The following is a 17,344-nucleotide window of genomic DNA, read 5'->3' as shown; positions in this document are numbered from 1 at the left end:
GCGGGCCGTCCAGGCCAACGCCGATGCCGACGGCCGGATCAGCCCATCGGGCACGGCCTAGGCCCCGGGGCCGGCACCTCTCGGCAGCTCCACGGTGACGCGGAGCCCGCCCTCGGGGCGCGGGGTGAGGGTGAGGGTGCCGTCGTGCGCGTTCGTGATGGTCTTGACGATGGCGAGGCCCAGGCCGAGGCCCGCGTGGTCGGTGTGGAGGCGTTCGGCGCCGCGCTGGAACGGCTCGGTGAGGGTGGCCGCCAGCTCCGGGGAGACCTTCTCTCCGGTGTTCTCGACGGTGAGCGTCACGGTGCCGGGGCGCAGCGCGGTGGTGACCCAGACGGTGCCGTGCGCGGGCAGGTTGTGGACGATCGCGTTGTGCACGAGGTTCGTGGTCAGCTGGAGCAGGAGCGCCTGCGAGCCGGTCGTGGGGGTGATGTCGCCGGAGGTTTCGAGGGTGACGCCGCGCTTCTCCGCGAGGGGGAGGAGGGTTTCGGTGGCCTCTTCCGCCATCAGGGACAGGTCGACGTGTTCCGGGGTGAAGGACCGCTGGTCGGCGCGGCTGAGCAGGAGCAGGGCCTCGGTGAGGTCGATGGCGCGGGTGTTGACGGTGTGGAGGCGGTCGATGACTTCCTTCGTGTCATGGTCCGGGTCGGTGCGGGCCACGTCGAGGAGCGTCTTGGAGACGGCGAGCGGCGTGCGCAGTTCGTGCGAGGCGTTGGCGGCGAACCTCCGCTGCTCGCCGACGTGCGCTTCGAGCCGTTCCAGCATCGTGTCGAAGGCGTCGGCGAGTTCGCGGAACTCGTCCTTGCGGCCCGGCAGACGGATCCGGTGGGAGAGCGATCCGGTCGTGGCCATGCGGGTGGCGTCCGTGATGCGGGTCAGCGGGGCGAGCATGCGACCGGCGAGGAACCATCCGCCCACGAGACCGAAGACCAGCAGGAACACCATGACCGCGGCTGCCGTCGGCGCGAAACCGCGCACCATGTCGGTGCCCGGAGTCTGTCTCCACGCCCCCTCTTCGTTGGTCCGCAACCACCCCTGGCTCACCAGGAAGAACCCCGCGGCGCCGATGAGCAGCACCCCCGCGAGCATGAGGAATCCGGTGTAGCTGAGGGTGAGCTTGAGGCGGACGCTCAGACCGGACCGCCTAGCCACGGTCACCGCTCCCACGCCCGGTGCCGGGCGGCGTGTCGATGCGGTAGCCGACGCCCGGCACGGTGGCGATGAGCCAGGGTTCGCCGAGGCGTTTGCGCAGGGCGGAGACCGTGATGCGGACGGCGTTGGTGAACGGGTCGGCGTTCTCGTCCCACGCGCGCTCCAGAAGCTCTTCGGCGCTGACGACACCGCCCTCGGCGGCGACGAGGACTTCGAGGACCGCGAACTGTTTGCGGGTGAGCGCGACGTAGCGGTCGTCGCGGTAGACCTCGCGGCGGAACGGGTCCAGGCGCAGGCCCGCGATCTCCCGCACGGGGGGCCTGCTGTGGGCGCGCCTGCGGTCGAGTGCCCTGAGCCTGAGCGCGAGTTCCCTGAGTTCGAAGGGCTTCGTGAGGTAGTCGTCGGCGCCGAGTTCGAACCCGGAGGCCTTGTCGTCGAGGCGGTCGGCCGCGGTGAGCATGAGGATCGGCATGCCGCTGCCGGAGGCGACGATGCGCTTGGCGATCTCGTCGCCGGAAGGGCCGGGCACGTCCCGGTCGAGTACGGCGATGTCGTACGTATTGATGCTCAGCAGTTCCAGCGCGGTGTCGCCGTCGCCCGCGATGTCCGCCGCGATGGCCTCCAGGCGCAGGCCGTCGCGGATGGCCTCCGCCAGATAGGGCTCGTCCTCGACGATCAGCACACGCATGTCATAGACGCTACAAGCGGCCGCATATCGTCGGCATATCGAAAACCGCATACCCGCCCGCAACGCCGCGATTCCTTCACTGGCGGTATGACGCGAACTCCCTCATCAGCGCGAACAGCGCCCCGCCGGATGCGATGGCTCCTCGCCGTCGGCCTGTTGGTGGCCACGGCACTGACCATCGTGGTCATCGACCGGCAGTCGCAGGGGTCCTCGCCCCCGTCCTCCCTGTTACCTCCGTCCTCATCCGCCGGGCCGGGCCCGGACCACGCCCCTCACGGTGACCGACGCGGCCCGGTCGGCGAGGCCGACGGTGTCGTCCCCGACGACGTGACGATCTACGACGACGGGATCCCGGCCGTCGCCAAACTCGACGAGGGCCTGCGCGACGCCCTCCGCGAGGCCGCGGACGACGCCGGGGACGACGACGTCGACTTCTACGTCAACAGCGGCTGGCGCTCCCCGGACTACCAGAACCAGCTCCTGCGCGAGGCCGTCGCCAAGTACGGCTCGAAGGACGAGGCCGCCCGCTGGGTGGCCACCGCGTCGACGTCCCCGCACGTGGCGGGCGACGCGGTCGACATCGGGGACTCCGACGCCCAGAGGTGGCTGTCCGAGCACGGCGCCGCGTACGGGCTCTGCCAGATCTACCGCAACGAACCGTGGCACTACGAACTGCGCACCGAGGCCGCCGACGAGGGCTGCCCGCGCATGTACGCCGACCCCACCGAGGACCCGAGGACACGGCAGTGACCAGCACCATCACGAACACGGACACCGGCACAAACACAAACACAAACACCGGCACCGGCACCGGCACCGGCACCGGCACAGCCACCCCGCCCTGGCGCGCGGCCCTCCACCGGGCGAGGCTCGCCTGTTCCCGCCCGGACCCCTGGAAGCGCGGCCCACTCCTCACCGCACTCGCCCTCCTCCTCGGCCTCTTCCTGCTCCTGCACGGGTGGATCCCGAACCGGATCGGGAACGTCGGCAGCCTGGTGGAGACCTTCCTGCCGTGGTTCGGCCTGTTCGTGCCCGTGCTGCTCGCGGGGGCGCTCTGGCGCCGCTCCGCCGCCGCGCTGTGCGCGCTGCTGCTGCCGCTCACGGTGTGGCTGAACCTCTTCGGCGGGCTGCTCGTGGACAAGTCCCACGGCGGCGGCGACCTCACCGTGGTCAGCCACAACGTCGGCGCCGACAACCCCGACCCGGCGGGCACCGCCCGCGACCTGGTCGCCTCCGGCGCGGAGGTCCTTGCCCTGGAGGAGATCAGCACGCAGGCGAAGCCGCTGTACGAGAAGGCGCTGGCGAAGGCGTACCCGCACCACACGGTGCAGGGCACGGTCGGCCTGTGGAGCAAGCTGCCGCTGTCGGACGCCCGGCCGGTCGACACCGAGCAGGACGTCGGGCCGCTGGGGGACGCCAAACCGGCCGACGCCGTGTTGGCGGACACCCGGGCGCTGCGCGCCACGGTGGCCACGGACCAGGGTCCGCTGGCGGTGTACGTGGCCCACCTGGGGTCCGTGCGGGTGGTGCCCGGGGAAGGCTTCGCGACCGGGGGCCGGGACCGCGGGGCGAAGGCGCTCGCCAAGGCCGTCGCGGCTGAGCGCAACGAGCGGGTGGTGCTGCTCGGGGACATGAACGGAACCTTGGACGACCGCGCCCTCGCGGGCCTCACCTCGCGCATGGACTCGGCCCAGGAGACGGCCGGGGACGGCTTCGGCTTCACCTGGCCGGCGAAGTTCCCGGTCGCCCGCATCGACCAGATCCTGGTCCGTGGCGTACAGCCGCAGGGCTCCTGGACACTCCCGGCCACCGGCAGCGACCATCTGCCGGTGGCCGCCGCGATCGACTACCGATGAGTTTTCCCATGGCGCGCGGTCTGAGTAGTCAGAGATCATGACGGGCACCGGACACCGCGTCCGGCACCCTCCAGACCGAGCCACCGAGGACCTTCGATGCGCACTCTGATCAGCACCGCCTTCATCTCGCTCGACGGCGTCGTCGAGGCCCCGGGCGGCGAGCCCGGCTACCGGAACTCGGGCTGGACCTTCAAGGACGTCGATTTCCTGCCCGAGGCGTACGAGATCAAGGGCCGGGAGCAGCAGGAGGCCGGCGCGATACTGCTCGGCCGGACCAGCTACGAGGCGTTCAGCCCCGTGTGGCCCGGCATGGAGGAGTTCGCGCAGTACAAGGTGATGCCGAAGTACGTCGTCTCCACCACCCTCGCCGAGGGCGACCTGGTGACGAACTGGGGCGAGACCACAATCCTGCGCTCGGTCGACGACGTCGCCGCGCTGAAGGAGACCGAGGGCGGCCCGATCATCGTCCACGGCAGCGCCACCCTGAACCGCGCCCTCTCGGACGCGGGCCTGATCGACCGCTACCACCTGCTGGTCTTCCCGCTCCTGCTCGGCGCGGGCAAGCGGCTCTTCAGCAGCACGGACAAGGACACCCAGAAGCTGAAGCTGGTCGAGTACGAGGCGTACGCCAACGGGCTGCAGAAGAACGTCTTCGACGTCGTCCGCTAGGTCTGCCCGAGGGTCGGCGGGCAGAGGCCGCGCCGACCCGTCGAACGGGCCCTACGTCGCGGGGCGCAGACCCAGCGGGCCCGCGATCTCCTCGGCCATGACCTTGCCCGCCTCCTCGGCGAGGGCGTCCTCCATCAGGTCCTCGTCGGTGTCCAGGCCGTTGAGGTCCTCAAGGGGCTGGTTGAGCCGGACGTGCGCGACCAGGGACTGCAGGGCGCGCAGGGAGGCGGATGCGGTGGAGCCCCAGTTGGAGAAGTAGGAGAACTGCCACCACCACAGGGCCTCCGTGGTGCGGCCCTCGCGGTAGTGGGCGAGGCCGTGGCGGAGGTCGGTGAGGACGTCGGCGAGGTCGTCGGAGATCCGGCAGGCCACGGGGGCCTTGCGGGGCTCGTAGGGGTCGAAGACCTCGGAGTAGACGTCGATGGGGTCGAGGAGGCGGGCCAGGCTCTCGCGGAGGTCGTCGACGTCCGCCTCCGGGCCGAGGTCCGGTTCGTAGCGCTCGTCGGGGACGATGTCCTCGTGCGCGCCGAGGCGGCCGCCCGCGAGCAGCAGCTGGGAGACCTCAAGCAGCAGGAAGGGCACGGCCGAGTCCGGCTCGTCGCCCTTGGCGATCTCCGTGACCGCGACGATGAAGCTCTCGATCTGGTCCGAGATCTGGACGGCGAAGTCGTCCGGGTCCTGGGTGATCGCGTGCAGCGTGGCGTCAGACATCTAGGAGTCGTCTCCCCTCGAAGGCGCGGCCCAGGGTGACCTCGTCCGCGTATTCCAGATCTCCCCCGACCGGGAGTCCGCTGGCCAGTCGGGTCACTTTCAGGCCCATGGGCTTGATCATGCGCGCGAGGTACGTCGCCGTGGCCTCGCCCTCCAGGTTCGGGTCGGTGGCCAGGATCAGCTCCGTGACCGTGCCGTCGGCGAGGCGCGCGAGGAGTTCCCTTATCCGCAGATCGTCCGGGCCCACGCCCTCGATCGGGCTGATCGCGCCGCCGAGCACGTGGTAACGGCCGCGGAACTCACGGGTCCGCTCGATCGCCACGACGTCCTTGGGCTCCTCGACCACGCAGATCACCGACGGGTCGCGGCGCGGGTCGCGGCAGATGTTGCACAGCTCCTCCTGCGCGACGTTCCCGCAGGTCGCGCAGAAGCGGACCTTGTCCTTGACCTCAAGGAGGGCGTGCGCGAGCCGGCGGACGTCCGTGGGCTCGGCCTGGAGGATGTGGAAGGCGATCCGCTGCGCGCTCTTGGGACCGACGCCGGGCAGCCTGCCCAGTTCGTCGATGAGGTCCTGGACCACGCCTTCGTACACGGATTGCCTTCCTGTCTCCGGCCGCCGGTCTCGGCTTCCGGATCTTCAGTCTTCGGGGCTCAGGGAGCTTTTGTACGTACCGTAGTTGGCCGTCGGCCGACATAGAAGGGAAGCGCGGGCCACAACGGCGGCCGGGGCGCGGCCCCGCGAAGCGCCGGGCGACGTCCTAGAACGGCAGGCCGGGGATGCCGCCGCCGCCCAGACCCTGGGCGAGGGGGCCCAGCTTCTGCTGCTGCAGCGCCTGGGCGTTCTCGTTCGCCGCCTGCACCGCCGCGACCACCAGGTCCGCGAGGGTCTCCGTGTCGTCCGGGTCCACCGCCTTCGGGTCGATCACAAGGCCGCGCAGCTCACCCGAGCCGTTGACCGTCGCCTTGACGAGGCCGCCGCCCGCCTGGCCCTCGACCTCGGTCCTGGCGAGCTCCTCCTGCGCCTTGGCGAGGTCCTGCTGCATCTTCTGGGCCTGCTGGAGCAGCTGCTGCATGTTGGGCTGGCCACCACCGGGGATCACGATCAGCTCCTGGTTCCTCTGGTCCGTATGGCGGGATTTTCCCGTCTGGCACGAGCCTACGTGGTCACTGCCGCACTCGCCCCAGCACTCCGGCCGCCACTCTTTCGGGTGAGATCCGCCCAGCTCCTATACCTGATCAAGCGACCCTTCCGGGCGGAAAAGCCGCGAAACCCGGCGCATAGCCACCCATTGGGCGGTAGGACTGGATGCCGCGCAGCGGCACCAGCCAATTACGTTGCGCCACTATGCGGAAGCCGAGGGAGTGCCGGGTGAGCCACCAGCCGGAGATGCAGCCTGAGGGGGTGCCCCATGACGGGGACGGGGCCGGTGCGGGGACGCCCGGGGCGGCGCCCGGCGACCTGGTGGGGCGATCGTTTCCGCAGGGAGACTGGGGAGAGCCCGCGGAGCGTCTCGACGAGCTGTACCGGTGGGTGGAGCGCGGGGCGCTGGAGACCGCCGGGTGGTATCTGCGCGACCGTACGCGCAAGCGGCTCGGGGCGCGGCTGCTGCGGGGCGGCGCGGCGCTCGGGGCCGCCGGGGCGGGGGTGCTGCCCCTCCTCGACCTCGCCGGGGGCGTCGGCGGTGTGGCCACGTGGGGATTCGTTTCGCTGCTCGCCGGGGTGGCGTGTGTGGGGTGCGACCGGTACTTCGGGCTCACCTCCGGGTGGATAAGAGACGTCGCCACCGCGCAGGCCGTGCAGCGGCGGCTGCAGGTGCTGCAGTTCGACTGGGCCTCGGAGAGCGTGCGGGAGGTGCTCGGGCCCACGGAGGGGACCGCCAGTGAGGCGGCCGAGCGGTGTCTTGGGGTGCTGCGGCGCTTCACCGAGGACGTGACGGAGCTGGTGCGGGCCGAGACGGCCGACTGGATGGTGGAGTTCCGGGGCGGGCCCGCGCCTTTGGTGATGCAGGGTGCCGTGCCCGGCGGGGCTGTCGGGGCGCCTCGGGAGGGGGGCGGTGGGCCCGGGCGGTTTCCGTTGCCGCCCGGGGCCCGGCCGAACATGCCTCGGCAGCGGCCGCCTGAGCCCAGGTAGGCCTTGCCGGGGGCTCCCCAATCCCGCCCCTTCCCGAAACTGGGGCTCCGCCCCAGACCCCGTATCGGCGCTTCGCGCCTCGTCCTCAAACGCCGGACGGGCTGGGATGCTCAGCTGTAGATGATCATTGAGCCCTGGGCCAGGGACCGCGTCGTCGCCGCGTGCAGGCCCAGCCAGACGTGGCGTTCGCGGGCGAAGGGGCTCGGGTCGTGCGGGGGTGGGGTGGCGGGTTCTTCCAGGGTGGTGGGGGCCTGGGGCGGGGCCGGGGGGAGCGGGGGGTTGGCCGGGTCTATGCCGATGGCGGGGGCCACGAATTCCAGTTCGCGCAGGAGGGCCTGGGAGGAGCCCAAGGGGCCGCCGCCGGAGAGGAGTTCGTCGTTGGACAGCGGCGCGGGGAAGTCCACGGGGACATACGCGCCCGCGTGGTCGTAGTGCCAGACTAGGTGGGACTGCTGGGCCGTGGAGTCGAACATCTCCAGGAGTTGTTCGTAGTCGCCGCCCAGCTCGTCCACGGGGGTGACCTCCAGGCCGCAGATCTTCAGGAGGTAGGCGCGGCGCAGGAAGTGCAGCGCGTCGTAGTCGAAGCCCGCGACCGGGGCCACGTCGCCGGAGAGCCCCGGCATGTACGCGTACACGGGCACCGCCGGCAGTCCCGCGTCGCCCAACGCCTTGTCGTACGTGGCGAGTTCCTCGGCGAAGGGGTTGTCGGGGCTGTGGCACAGCACGTCGACGAGCGGGACCAGCCACAGGTCGCAGGCCAAGAAATGCTCCTAGGGTCGGTGAATGAGGGTCCTACGTACGTAGCTACCGTGCGTGTTGTTCCGGCAGCGTAGTGGTACCGGGGCCTGCTCAGCCTCCCCCGTGCACGTCCCAGATCCACACCCCGTCTACCCACTTTGCGCGCTGTCCAAGGAGGTCGTCGACCGTCGTGCGCAAGGCCGCGTCGCCCGGCTGCGGCGCGAGGACGAGGAGGCCCGCCTTCCAGTACCGCAGGTCGACCCGGGCCGCCTCCCGCCAGGCGTCGGTGATCCGCACGGCCCGGCCCGAATTGCGCACGTCCCGCAGGAGGTTGGAGGTGTTGCGGGGCGAGGCGCCGTAGATGCCGACGCGGTCCGGTCCCCAGGGCCCGTTGAAGTAGCCGCCGGGCAGCCGGAACCCCAGGTCGGCGGTGGTCTGCCAGTGCAGGGCCTCGGCGTAGGCGGGGTCGGGCAGCGGCACCGGTACGAGGGTCTCGCCGGAGGCCGTGTCGACGTACCGCTTCCAGGTGCCGTCGGCGATGAACGCGGGCACCTCGGTGCGGTCCACGGCCTTCAGGGGGAGGGGGTAGAGCGGGAGGAGGGCGAGGGCCACGGCGGTGAGCCCGGCGTAGCGGAAGGGCCTCCCCCACCTCCGCCCGCCCTCGGCGCCGCGCGCCACCAACTGCCCCACGGCCAGCGCCACCAGCATCCCCAGCGCGGGCGCGCACACCATCGCCACCCGCGACTCGATGACCGACTCGAAGAGCGGCTTGTCGGAGAGCAGCGCCCAGGGGCCGGACAGGACGACGTCCGTCTGCGGGATGCGGAACTTCGGGCCGAGGGAGAGGAAGGCCGCCGCGACCGCCGTGAAGGCGAGGGCCTTCACCGCCGGGCGCCGCCACAGCCACACCACGATCAGCAGGGCGAGGGCGATGAGCGGCCAGCCGTAGAAGGCGTTCTGCTCCGTGGGGTTCATGGAGAGGGAGGCGGCCGTGTCCGCGTCGCCCGCGAGGGAGCGCTCGGAGAAGGACAGCAGGGCCAGCGGGCTGTTGCCCGCGTTGTCGCCGTGCAGGACGCTCTTGTAGCTCTGCGGCCCGAAGAACTGCCACCACAGCGGGAACGCGACCAGGGGCAGGCAGACGGCGAGCCCGATGCCGATGCCGCGGGCCAGCGGCCGCCAGGCCGCACGCGCCACGTCACGGCGCACCACCGCGTACGCCACCGTGAACAGCAGCATGCCCATCGCGGCGAGCAGCAGCGGCTCCTCGCCGAGGAAGATCTGGTACGTCGCGAAGAGCCCGAGGACGACCCCGTCCCGTACGACGCGTGTGCCCTCGCAGAGCCTGAGCGCGCGGTCGACGATCAGCGGGATCATGAACAGGACGATGAAGTTCGGGTGCGCGTGCGCGTGGCTGATCATCGGGGGCGCGAAGGCGGCGAGGGCCGCGCCGAGGGCGGCGGCGCCCCGGTGGCGTACGAGACGGCGGACGATCAGCCAGTACCAGGCGAAGGCCGTCGCGGCGAGGCCGAGCGTCATGGCGAGGTTGAGGCTGATGGCCGGGCCGAAGAGCCAGGTGACGGGTGCGAGGGGGACGGAGAGTCCGAGCATGACCGTGTTGGCCATGAGGTTCACGCCGTCGGGATAGCCCTGCAGATCGGTGAACAGGGGGTTCTGGAGGTGCCGCACGTTGTGCGCCGTGACCTCGAAGAACCACTCCCACTGGTTCTGGTCCTGGAGGGCGTGCGGGAGGTAGCGGTGGTCGGGGGATATCCAGCGGGCCGAGTACAGGACGGCGGCGAAGGTGACGAAGAGGGCGGCGACGAGGAGGTCGACGCGGCGTATGGAGCGGATCTTGAGGGACGTGACCTCGGCGAGCACTCGCGCGTAGTCGCCGGGGCGGACCTTGGAGCCCTCCTGGTGCGACCAGCGCACCGGGACCTCCGCGACCGGCCAGCCCTCGCGCCGGAAGTGATGCAGGATCTCCACGTCGATGCCCCAGCCGCTGAGGCGGGACGCGGCGAAGGCCGCGCGGGCACGGTCGCCGTCGAAGAGCTTGAACCCGCACTGGGTGTCGCGGATCCCGGGGACGGCGACCGCGCGTATCAGGAAGTTGCCGCCGCGGCCGAGCAGCTCGCGCAGCCGGTGCTGGTGGACGTCGATCGTCGCGCCCGGCCGGGCCCGGGAGCCGACGGCCGCCGCGTGCCCGTCCGCGAGCGCCTTCTCCAGGGCCTCCAGCTCCTCGATGGGCGCGGCCAGGTCGGCGTCCGTGACCAGGACGCGACGGCCGTACGAGGCGAGGACGCCCTGGCGCAGGGCGTGGCCCTTGCCGCGGTTGCGGCCGCCGCGCAGGAGCTGGATCCGGGGGTCCGCGGCGGCGGCATCGGCGGCGATCTCCGCGGTCCGGTCCGTGGAGCCGTCGTCGACGACGATCAGCTCCCACTGCGGGCGCCCCGCGTCGGCGGCCGGTCCGTCCAGGTAGGCGCGGATCGCGTCCAGGGTGGGGGCGAGGCGGCGTTCCTCGTTGTAGGCGGGGATGACGATGGTGAGGTCGACGGTCATGCGGGGGCCTGCGGGGGGTGGTGGCCGGGGCCGTGCTCGCGACGGTCCTGCGGGTCGCCGCTCGCGGCCAGGCTCTGGATCAGGTCCAGCGAGTGGGCGTTGTACTCGGCCACGATCGCGTGCGCGAGGACGGCGTCGCGGCAGGTCAGGGCCTCCACCAGGTCCAGGTGCCGGGACCAGAGGCGGCCGCGCAGGTCGCCGCCGCGCTCGACCTCGCGGCGCAGGTGCGGGACGGCGCACACCCAGGACTGGACGCGCAGGCGGTGCAGGAAGTCCGACAGATACGCGTTGCCGAACAGGGCGCTCAGTTCGCGCCAGAAGCGCAGGTCGTAGCCGATCAGGACGGTGAGGTCGCCGGCCGCGGCCGCGCGGGCCGCCTCCTCGCCGCGGCGGCGCACGGACACGAAGCCCGCCGCCGGTACGGAGTGGTGGGCCGCCGTCGTCGCCACCTCGCGGAAGATGGCGTCCGCGATGAGGCCCCGGGCCTGGAGCATGCCCCGGTAGTCGGCCAGGGTGTGCTCGTGCACGCGGAAGCCGCGGTGCTGCACGGAGTCCAGGAGGCCCTGCGCCGAGAGGTTCACCAGGGCCTCGCGGACCGGGGTCGCGGAGACGCCGTACTGGTCGGCTATCTCCTTCACCGTGAACTCCTGGCCCGGCACGAGGCGGCCCGCGAGGATCTCGTCGCGCAGGGCGTCGGCGATCTGCTGGCGCAGGGTGCTGCGGATGACGGCCGGGCCGTCGGGTCCGGGCATGGTGGTGGGCCTCCCCCTACGCGTTTCTCTGACGTGGGCGTCCTCGAACGGACGTGGGTAAGTTCTGGTCACTTACGAGCACGTCAGACTACGTGGTCGGGGTTCCCGTGCCCCATGACCGAGGTCACGGCGGTGTGCGGGGTGCCGTGGGGCGGGTGGAACGACCCCCTGCGGTCGCCCCACCCGGCCCCGGCGGCCGTCGTCAGGCCACGTGCGCGTCGGCGGCGTCGAGCGCCGCGTCCAGGGCCGCGAGGCCGGCCTTCGCGTCGGGCTCCGAGATGTTGCACGGCGGCACCACGTGCGTGCGGTTCATGTTCACGAACGGCCAGAGCCCCTGTGCCTTCGCGGCGGCGGCGAACGCGGCCATGGGGGCGTTCGCGTCGCCCGCGGGGTTGTAGGGCACGAGCGGCTCCCGGGTCTCCCGGTCCCGTACCAGCTCAAGGGCCCAGAACATGCCGACCCCGCGCACCTCGCCCACGCTCGGGTGCCGCTGCGCCAGCTCCCGGAGCCCGGGACCGATGACGTCCTCGCCCATCCGGGCCGCGTGCTCGACGACCCCCTCGTCCGCCATGACGTTGATCGTCGCGACGGCGGCCGCGCAGGCCAGCGGGTGCCCGGAGTAGGTGAGCCCGCCCGGGTAGGGCCGCTTGGCGAAGGTCTCGGCGATGGCGCCGGAGATGGCGACGCCGCCGAGCGGCACGTAGCCGGAGTTCACGCCCTTGGCGAAGGTCAGCAGGTCGGGGACGACACCGTCGTAGTGGTCGACGGCGAACCACTTGCCGGTGCGTCCGAAGCCCGCCATGACCTCGTCGAGGACGAGCACGATCCCGTACCGGTCGCACAGCTCGCGGACGCCCGCGAGGTAGCCGGGCGGCGGCGGCATGATCCCGGCGGTGCCCGGGATGGTCTCCAGGATGATCGCGGCGATGGTCGCCGGACCCTCGAAGGCGATGGTGTCCTCCAGGTGCTGGAGGGCCCGCTCGCACTCCTGGGCCTCGTTCTCGGAGTGGAACGGCGAGCGGTACAGGAACGGCGCCCAGAAGCGGACGACGCCCGCCGAGCCGTTGTCGGACGGCCAGCGGCGCGGGTCGCCGGTGAGGTTGATCGCCGCGGCGGTGCCGCCGTGGTACGAGCGGTACGCGGACAGCACCTTCGGGCGGCCCGTGTGCAGGCGGGCCATGCGGGTGGCGTTCTCCACGGCCTCGGCGCCGCCGTTGGTGAAGAAGATCTTGTCCAGGTCGCCGGGGGTGCGCTCCGCGATGAGGCGGGCGGCCTCGCTGCGGGCCTCCAGGGCGAAGGCGGGCGCGAACGTGGTCATCGTCGCGGCCTGCTCCTGGATCGCGGCGACGACCTTCGGGTGCTGGTAGCCGATGTTCGTGTAGACGAGACCGCTGGTGAAGTCGAGGTACCGGTTGCCCTCGTAGTCCCAGAAGTACGAGCCTTCCGCGCCGGCCACGGCCAGCGGGGTGATGAGGTCCTGGGCCGACCAGGAGTGGAACACGTGGGCGCGGTCCGCGGCGGATACGGCTGCGCCGAGCTGCGGGTTTGGCTGAGGGGTCATGGGGCCGAGGGTAGATGTCCACTTCGTGGACGGGACATGGGCGTCCTGTCTGGCGGCCGCCGGGGAACACGACACTCTGTCGGGCGGGGGCGCCGTCCTCGGGCGGGGGCGCCCCCGCAGCGGTACGAGCGGCAGGCGGTCAGTCGTCGTCCGGCTCGGGCACGGCGCGGGCGCGGGGGCCGTCCGGGGTGCAGCGGATCTCGTACGTCAGGTCGTCGCGTTCGTCGTCGTCGTTGGCCTCGGCCTCCAGGTGGGCCGTGGGGGACGGGCCGCGGGTGACGTCGTCGTCTATGTGGTAGCCGTCGGCCGGGCTCCAGGAGAGGAGGTAGACGGTGCCGTCGGGGCGGCACTCCACCGTCGCCGTACCGCCGGTGAAGCGGACCGTGGAGCGTTCGGCGGCCCGATGGGTCGGGTGCTCGGTCGGCTCGGCCGGGGGCGTGCGGGAGGGCGAGGGGTGGGAGGGGGAGGCGGGGCCGGAGGGAGACGCGGGGCTGGAGGGGCGGGAGGCAGGGGGTGAGGCCGACGGCGGGTGCGGGGTGTCCGCGAGGGCGCGCCGCACGGCGCCCTCGTCCAGGGGCCTGCTGTGGGCGGCCCCGCCGGAATCCGCGCTGGCCAACTGCCAGGCGCCCAGCGCGCCCGCCGCCGTGCCGACCGCCACCCACGCCGCCGTACCCGCGGCACTCCACCACTTGCCCACCCCCACACCCTCCCCCACCGTTCCCTAACGTCCGGTTAAAAGCCCGGTTAAGGTCGGCCCAGGGAGCGTGATCCGGCGTGAATCGGCGCCCGATTCCCGGTGAACCCCTGGTTACCGTGGCCGCATGGCCCACCTGCTCGTCGTCGAGGACGACCCCCAACTGCGCGGCGCCCTCGTGCGTGCCCTGCGCGACAAGGGCCACGCCGTCGCGACCGCGCCCACCGGCATGACGGGGCTCGACGCGGCCGTGACCCACCGGCCCGACCTCGTCGTCCTCGACCTCGGCCTGCCCGACGTGGACGGCGCCCAGGTCCTTCGGATGCTGCGGGCGGTCAGCGACGTACCCGTCATCGTCGCCACCGCCCGCGACGAGGAGCCGGAGATGGTGGCCGTACTCGGCGCCGGCGCCGACGACTACATCGTGAAGCCGTTCGGCGCCGCGCAGTTGGACGCCCGGGTGAAGGCGGTCCTTCGGCGGCTCGGCGCGGGTGCGGAGGGGGCGGAGCCGCTGCGGGTCGGCGGGCTCAGCGTCGACGTCGCCGCCCGCGAGGTGCGCCTCGACGGGGCGCCGATCGACCTCACGCCCCGTGAGTTCGACCTGCTCGCCCATCTCGCCCGCCGCGCCGGGCAGGTGGTTTCCCGGCGGGAGCTGCTCGCCGAGGTCTGGCACCAGCCGCTCGGGGGCGCCGACAAGACCGTCGATGTCCATCTGTCGTGGCTGCGCCGGAAGTTGGGAGAGACGGCGCTGGCGCCGCGCTATCTGCACACCGTGCGGACGGTCGGCGTCAAGCTCAGCGCGCCGGACGGGTGGGGGGCGGACGGGCCTGCGCCGGACGGGCGGGGTGCGGGCGGGCCCGCGCCGGACGGGCGCGGTGCGGATGAGCCCGCGCCGGACGGACCCCCGCCGGAAGGGCCCCTCTGATGCGGCGGCGCCTCCTCCTGCTCACCGCCGCCACCACCGCCCTCGTCCTCACCGCCCTGCTCGTCCCCCTCACCCTCCTCACCCGCAGCCACGCCGCCGACCGCGCCACCGCCGAGGCCACCGCCCGGGCGCAGTGGGTGGCCCACGCGATCGGGCCCGTGCTCGCCTCGGCCGGGGAGCGGCCGACCGCCGAGCAGACCGTCGCCGGGGTCAACGGGGACGGGTTGCCCCGTACGTCGCTCGTCCTCGGGGACGGGACCGTCGTCGGGCCCGGACACCGCTCCGGCGGCGGCGCCGTCACCGACGCCGTGCGGCTCGCCCGGACCGGGCGGGCCTTCACCTATGAGCCCTCGGGCGGCGGGCGGCAGGTGCTCGTGCCCGTGCACGGGGCCGCCGACGGTACCGCCGTCGTCCAAGTCACGCTCACCGAGCGGCAGTTGTACGCCGGTACGCTCACGTCCTGGCTCGTGCTCGCCGGGATCGGGGTGGGGCTCGTGCTGCTCGGGCTGCTGCTGGCCGACCGGCTCGGGGCGCGGCTCGTGGGGGCCACGCGGGGGCTTGCCCGGACGGCGGATCGGCTGGCCGCCGGGGATCTCACGGCTCGGGCCGTACCCGACGGGCCGCCGGAACTCCGGCTTGTCGCCGGGGAGTTGAATCGGCTTGCCGGGCGCATCGACGAGCTACTTCGGGCCGAGCGGGAGCATGCTCGGGAGAACGCGGCCGATCTCGCGCATCGGTTGCGTACGCCGGTGGCCGCGTTGCGGCTGGACGCCGAGTCGTTGCGGGATCCTCGGGAGGCCCGGCGGATCGCCGAGGACGTGACCGCGCTTGAGCGCAGCGTGGACGATGTGATCCGGCGGGCTCGGTTGCCGCTGCGGGGTGCGGCGTGCGCTGATCTTGCCGCCGTGGCCCGCGAGCGGGGGGCGTTCTGGCGGCCGTTGGCCGAGGATCAGGGCCGGGGGCTTCTGGTGGACATCCCGGTGCATGGTGGACCCGAACGTCAGGGGCACCGTCGGCCTGGGCCGTGCCCACCCGTGCCGCCCCTGGCGGCCCAGCTGCCCACAGCGGGTACAGGCAACGGGCCGGACAGTCGCCGCCGTCCGGACGAGCCCGAAGAGATACCCGTCCCCGTCCCCCCGGACGAACTCTCCGCCGCCCTCGACGCCCTCATCGGGAACGTGCTCGATCACACTCCCCACGGCACCGACTTCCGGATCACCGTCGGCCTCGACGGGGCGGGGCATGCCCGGGTCACCGTCGTCGACGACGGGCCCGGGTTCCCCGACGGTTATCCGGAGGCGGCCGCCCGTGGCGCCAGTGGGGGCGGGTCCACCGGGCTGGGGCTGGACATCGCGCGGCGGACGGCCGAGGACGCGGGCGGCGGCTTCGCGATCGACGCGGGGCCGACCCGGGTCACCCTCACCTTCCCGCTCGCGGGAACACCGTCCGGACCGCCCGCGCCCAGCGGTTGACGCCGAGGTCGGGGCGGACGGCCGCGAAGCCGCCGCAGTACTTGGTGAACTCGGCGGCGCGCAGGCCGTAGCGGTGCAGGACCCGGTCGGCCTCCGTGAGGCGGCCGCGGGTCTTGGTCTCGACGAGGACGAGGCCGCTGTCGGCCGCGGCGGTGCGGCCCGTCGCCACGTCCCGCACCACGAGCGCCGCGTCGCACGTCACGCGCTGGCCGTCGGCGACGAACGTGGCGCGGCGGTAGTCCGTCACGAGGGAGGGGGTGAGTCCGTGCGGGGCCTCGATGCCGTACGACCCCCTCAACACCCCGGCGAGGAAGCCCCGTCGGGTGTCGTCGAGGGCGTGGTCGGCGCCCTCCATCCGCTGCCGGTGTTTCACGGTCTCGCCGCGCCCGGTCTTCAGCTTGATCTCGAACTGCCGCTCCCCGCTGTCCTGATAGAGCCGCTCCCGCACGCGGTAGCGCAGCCTGCGGCCCTGGCGGTGGTCGTGGTACGTGCGCAGGGCGGGGGTGTCGTAGTACGTCGAGCTGTATCCGAACGAGCGGCGGCCGCCGATGCTCAGGGCACGGAACGCGCCGCCCGCCCGGCGCGGGTCGGTGAGCAGGGCCGCGAAGTCCTCGAAGATGTCGACGGGGACCAGATAGCTGTGGTCGTAGCGGGCGAGGAGCTCCGCGCGGACGTTCAGCTCGTCGAGCGAGACGGGGTGCGCGGCGAGCGCGGCACGGCTCAGGGCACGTACGGCGGGTTTCACGCGGCCTCCTTGGCGTACGGCGGGGTCACTCGTACGAACTCCCCATCGTGGGCCATTGGTTCCGGCTGACGGAAGCGGACTTCCAGCACCATGAGGTCGCGTACGTAGTCGACCTCCTGGACGGTCCAGCCGAGGGGTTCGCCGAGCCGCCGGGCCAGCTCGGCGCGGAGCGCGTCCTCCTCGCGGTACACCGCGTCGAGGGTCACCAGGGCCCGGCGGTCGCGGGCGTACAGGCGCGGGTGGTCGCCGACGTACATCACCAGGAGCAGCACGCCCGAGAGGCCCGCGGCCAGCGGCAGCGAGAGCCCCGGGAGCCCGCACAGCAGGCCGAGGACGAGCGTCGTGAAGTAGTACGCGACCTCCTGGTGGCGCACGGAGTCGGAGCGGAGCCGGACGATCGACAGGACGCCGAAGAGCCCGAACCCGAGCGCGAGGCCACCGCCGCCGGACGCCTCCGACAGGGCGGCGACGACCGCGAACAGGGCGACGTTCAGGGCGAGATAGGCGGGCACCAGCTCGCGCCTGCGGTGCCGTGGGCAGAACACGGCGAAGGTCAGCAGCGAGACGGCCGCGAGGTCGAGGCCGAGGTGCGCGGAGAGGGTCGAGATGTCCATGGGCGGGACGTTAGGGAGGGGCGGGTTAAGGGGGCTGCCGGTGGGGGTTAAGCGCGGCGGCGGGGATCGTACGTCCGAAT

18 protein-coding genes are annotated in these 17,344 nt (G+C 72.6%); 6 read left to right on the top strand and 12 right to left on the bottom strand.

Annotated elements, in window-relative coordinates:
• Nucleotides 1-57: 57 nt before the first annotated feature.
• Nucleotides 58-1,149 (bottom strand): sensor histidine kinase, encoded by a 1,092-nt coding sequence (locus tag ACZ6AA_RS14745; protein WP_471458241.1) that lies wholly within the window; start codon nt 1,147-1,149, stop codon nt 58-60.
• Nucleotides 1,142-1,837 carry a response regulator transcription factor gene (locus ACZ6AA_RS14740; protein WP_030363169.1) on the bottom strand — a complete coding sequence of 232 codons (696 nt, stop codon included), beginning with the start codon at nt 1,835-1,837 and terminating at the stop codon, nt 1,142-1,144. Before ACZ6AA_RS14740 ends, ACZ6AA_RS14745 begins: the two co-directional genes overlap by 8 nt.
• Before the next feature lie 129 nt (nt 1,838-1,966).
• On the opposite strand from ACZ6AA_RS14740, the gene ACZ6AA_RS14735 reads away from it, so the two are divergent.
• The 3 genes from ACZ6AA_RS14735 (at nt 1,967) to ACZ6AA_RS14725 (ending at nt 4,362) form a co-directional block, all read left to right on the top strand.
• Nucleotides 1,967-2,587 (top strand): M15 family metallopeptidase, encoded by a 621-nt coding sequence (locus ACZ6AA_RS14735; protein ID WP_471458239.1) that lies wholly within the window; start codon nt 1,967-1,969, stop codon nt 2,585-2,587.
• The gene (locus ACZ6AA_RS14730) at nt 2,584-3,693 is read left to right on the top strand and encodes an endonuclease/exonuclease/phosphatase family protein (protein WP_471458237.1); all 1,110 of its coding nucleotides are present in this window, start codon (nt 2,584-2,586) and stop codon (nt 3,691-3,693) included. Before ACZ6AA_RS14735 ends, ACZ6AA_RS14730 begins: the two co-directional genes overlap by 4 nt.
• Before the next feature lie 96 nt (nt 3,694-3,789).
• Entirely contained in the window at nt 3,790-4,362 is a 573-nt protein-coding gene (locus ACZ6AA_RS14725) for a dihydrofolate reductase family protein (protein ID WP_468483597.1), read from the top strand.
• Between the two features lie 51 nt (nt 4,363-4,413).
• Here ACZ6AA_RS14725 and ACZ6AA_RS14720 read toward each other — a convergent pair whose 3' ends face one another.
• From ACZ6AA_RS14720 to ACZ6AA_RS14710, 3 genes are all read right to left on the bottom strand, one after another.
• Nucleotides 4,414-5,073, bottom strand: coding sequence for a DUF5063 domain-containing protein (locus ACZ6AA_RS14720; RefSeq protein ID WP_385710042.1), 660 nt, complete (start codon nt 5,071-5,073; stop codon nt 4,414-4,416).
• Nucleotides 5,066-5,665 (bottom strand): recombination mediator RecR, encoded by a 600-nt coding sequence (gene recR, locus ACZ6AA_RS14715; protein WP_016638709.1) that lies wholly within the window; start codon nt 5,663-5,665, stop codon nt 5,066-5,068. Before recR ends, ACZ6AA_RS14720 begins: the two co-directional genes overlap by 8 nt.
• A 166-nt stretch (nt 5,666-5,831) precedes the next feature.
• A complete protein-coding gene (locus ACZ6AA_RS14710) occupies nt 5,832-6,173 on the bottom strand; it encodes a YbaB/EbfC family nucleoid-associated protein (protein WP_087885156.1) in 342 nt (113 codons plus the stop codon).
• 287 nt (nt 6,174-6,460) lie between these two features.
• On the opposite strand from ACZ6AA_RS14710, the gene ACZ6AA_RS14705 reads away from it, so the two are divergent.
• On the top strand, nt 6,461-7,204 hold the full coding sequence (locus ACZ6AA_RS14705) for an SLATT domain-containing protein (RefSeq protein ID WP_468461126.1): 744 nt from the start codon (nt 6,461-6,463) through the stop codon (nt 7,202-7,204).
• Between the two features lie 110 nt (nt 7,205-7,314).
• Here ACZ6AA_RS14705 and ACZ6AA_RS14700 read toward each other — a convergent pair whose 3' ends face one another.
• From ACZ6AA_RS14700 to ACZ6AA_RS14680, 5 genes are all read right to left on the bottom strand, one after another.
• Nucleotides 7,315-7,965: a hypothetical protein gene (locus ACZ6AA_RS14700; RefSeq protein ID WP_190117960.1), complete on the bottom strand. Its 651-nt coding sequence runs from the start codon at nt 7,963-7,965 to the stop codon at nt 7,315-7,317.
• Nucleotides 7,966-8,053: 88 nt separating this feature from the next.
• Complete coding sequence (locus ACZ6AA_RS14695; protein ID WP_468461019.1) at nt 8,054-10,501, bottom strand: dolichyl-phosphate beta-glucosyltransferase; 2,448 nt, start codon at nt 10,499-10,501, stop codon at nt 8,054-8,056.
• Complete coding sequence (locus tag ACZ6AA_RS14690) at nt 10,498-11,253, bottom strand: GntR family transcriptional regulator (RefSeq protein ID WP_468461017.1); 756 nt, start codon at nt 11,251-11,253, stop codon at nt 10,498-10,500. The genes ACZ6AA_RS14695 and ACZ6AA_RS14690 overlap by 4 nt, the downstream gene beginning before the upstream one ends.
• 202 nt (nt 11,254-11,455) lie before the next feature.
• Nucleotides 11,456-12,814 (bottom strand): aminotransferase class III-fold pyridoxal phosphate-dependent enzyme, encoded by a 1,359-nt coding sequence (locus ACZ6AA_RS14685; protein ID WP_468461015.1) that lies wholly within the window; start codon nt 12,812-12,814, stop codon nt 11,456-11,458.
• A gap of 139 nt (nt 12,815-12,953) precedes the next feature.
• Nucleotides 12,954-13,511, bottom strand: a complete 558-nt coding sequence (locus ACZ6AA_RS14680; protein WP_471458232.1) for a hypothetical protein — start codon at nt 13,509-13,511, stop codon at nt 12,954-12,956.
• A 124-nt stretch (nt 13,512-13,635) separates the two neighbouring features.
• Here ACZ6AA_RS14680 and ACZ6AA_RS14675 point away from each other — a divergent pair, with 124 nt between their 5' ends.
• The gene (locus ACZ6AA_RS14675; RefSeq protein WP_471458230.1) at nt 13,636-14,433 is read left to right on the top strand and encodes a response regulator transcription factor; all 798 of its coding nucleotides are present in this window, start codon (nt 13,636-13,638) and stop codon (nt 14,431-14,433) included.
• Nucleotides 14,433-15,905, top strand: coding sequence for an ATP-binding protein (locus tag ACZ6AA_RS14670; RefSeq protein WP_471458228.1), 1,473 nt, complete (start codon nt 14,433-14,435; stop codon nt 15,903-15,905). The genes ACZ6AA_RS14675 and ACZ6AA_RS14670 overlap by 1 nt, the downstream gene beginning before the upstream one ends.
• Here ACZ6AA_RS14670 and ACZ6AA_RS14665 read toward each other — a convergent pair.
• Both ACZ6AA_RS14665 and ACZ6AA_RS14660 read right to left on the bottom strand, forming a co-directional pair.
• Nucleotides 15,853-16,650: a VTC domain-containing protein gene (locus ACZ6AA_RS14665; protein WP_468461007.1), complete on the bottom strand. Its 798-nt coding sequence runs from the start codon at nt 16,648-16,650 to the stop codon at nt 15,853-15,855. The two genes, ACZ6AA_RS14670 and ACZ6AA_RS14665, sit on opposite strands and share 53 nt — an antisense overlap.
• Nucleotides 16,647-17,264, bottom strand: coding sequence for a DUF4956 domain-containing protein (locus ACZ6AA_RS14660; RefSeq protein WP_471458226.1), 618 nt, complete (start codon nt 17,262-17,264; stop codon nt 16,647-16,649). The genes ACZ6AA_RS14665 and ACZ6AA_RS14660 overlap by 4 nt, the downstream gene beginning before the upstream one ends.
• Nucleotides 17,265-17,344 lie beyond the last annotated feature (80 nt).

This window comes from Streptomyces sp. NPDC040610 (assembly GCF_055594065.1).
Note: the sequence above shows the minus strand (reverse complement) of the source record. Positions and strands in the feature narration are given on the sequence as shown.

What these genes read in the sequence shown, in the direction of transcription:
- ACZ6AA_RS14740 (WP_030363169.1), bottom strand. Translation starts at nt 1,837, where the DNA reads ATGCGTGTGCTGATCGTCGAGGACGAGCCCTATCTGGCGGAGGCCATC.
- ACZ6AA_RS14735 (WP_471458239.1), top strand. Translation starts at nt 1,967, where the DNA reads ATGCGATGGCTCCTCGCCGTCGGCCTGTTGGTGGCCACGGCACTGACC.
- ACZ6AA_RS14725 (WP_468483597.1), top strand. Translation starts at nt 3,790, where the DNA reads ATGCGCACTCTGATCAGCACCGCCTTCATCTCGCTCGACGGCGTCGTC.
- ACZ6AA_RS14720 (WP_385710042.1), bottom strand. Translation starts at nt 5,073, where the DNA reads ATGTCTGACGCCACGCTGCACGCGATCACCCAGGACCCGGACGACTTC.
- ACZ6AA_RS14705 (WP_468461126.1), top strand. Translation starts at nt 6,461, where the DNA reads ATGCAGCCTGAGGGGGTGCCCCATGACGGGGACGGGGCCGGTGCGGGG.
- ACZ6AA_RS14695 (WP_468461019.1), bottom strand. Translation starts at nt 10,501, where the DNA reads ATGACCGTCGACCTCACCATCGTCATCCCCGCCTACAACGAGGAACGC.
- ACZ6AA_RS14690 (WP_468461017.1), bottom strand. Translation starts at nt 11,253, where the DNA reads ATGCCCGGACCCGACGGCCCGGCCGTCATCCGCAGCACCCTGCGCCAG.
- ACZ6AA_RS14685 (WP_468461015.1), bottom strand. Translation starts at nt 12,814, where the DNA reads ATGACCCCTCAGCCAAACCCGCAGCTCGGCGCAGCCGTATCCGCCGCG.
- ACZ6AA_RS14675 (WP_471458230.1), top strand. Translation starts at nt 13,636, where the DNA reads ATGGCCCACCTGCTCGTCGTCGAGGACGACCCCCAACTGCGCGGCGCC.
- ACZ6AA_RS14670 (WP_471458228.1), top strand. Translation starts at nt 14,433, where the DNA reads ATGCGGCGGCGCCTCCTCCTGCTCACCGCCGCCACCACCGCCCTCGTC.
- ACZ6AA_RS14660 (WP_471458226.1), bottom strand. Translation starts at nt 17,264, where the DNA reads ATGGACATCTCGACCCTCTCCGCGCACCTCGGCCTCGACCTCGCGGCC.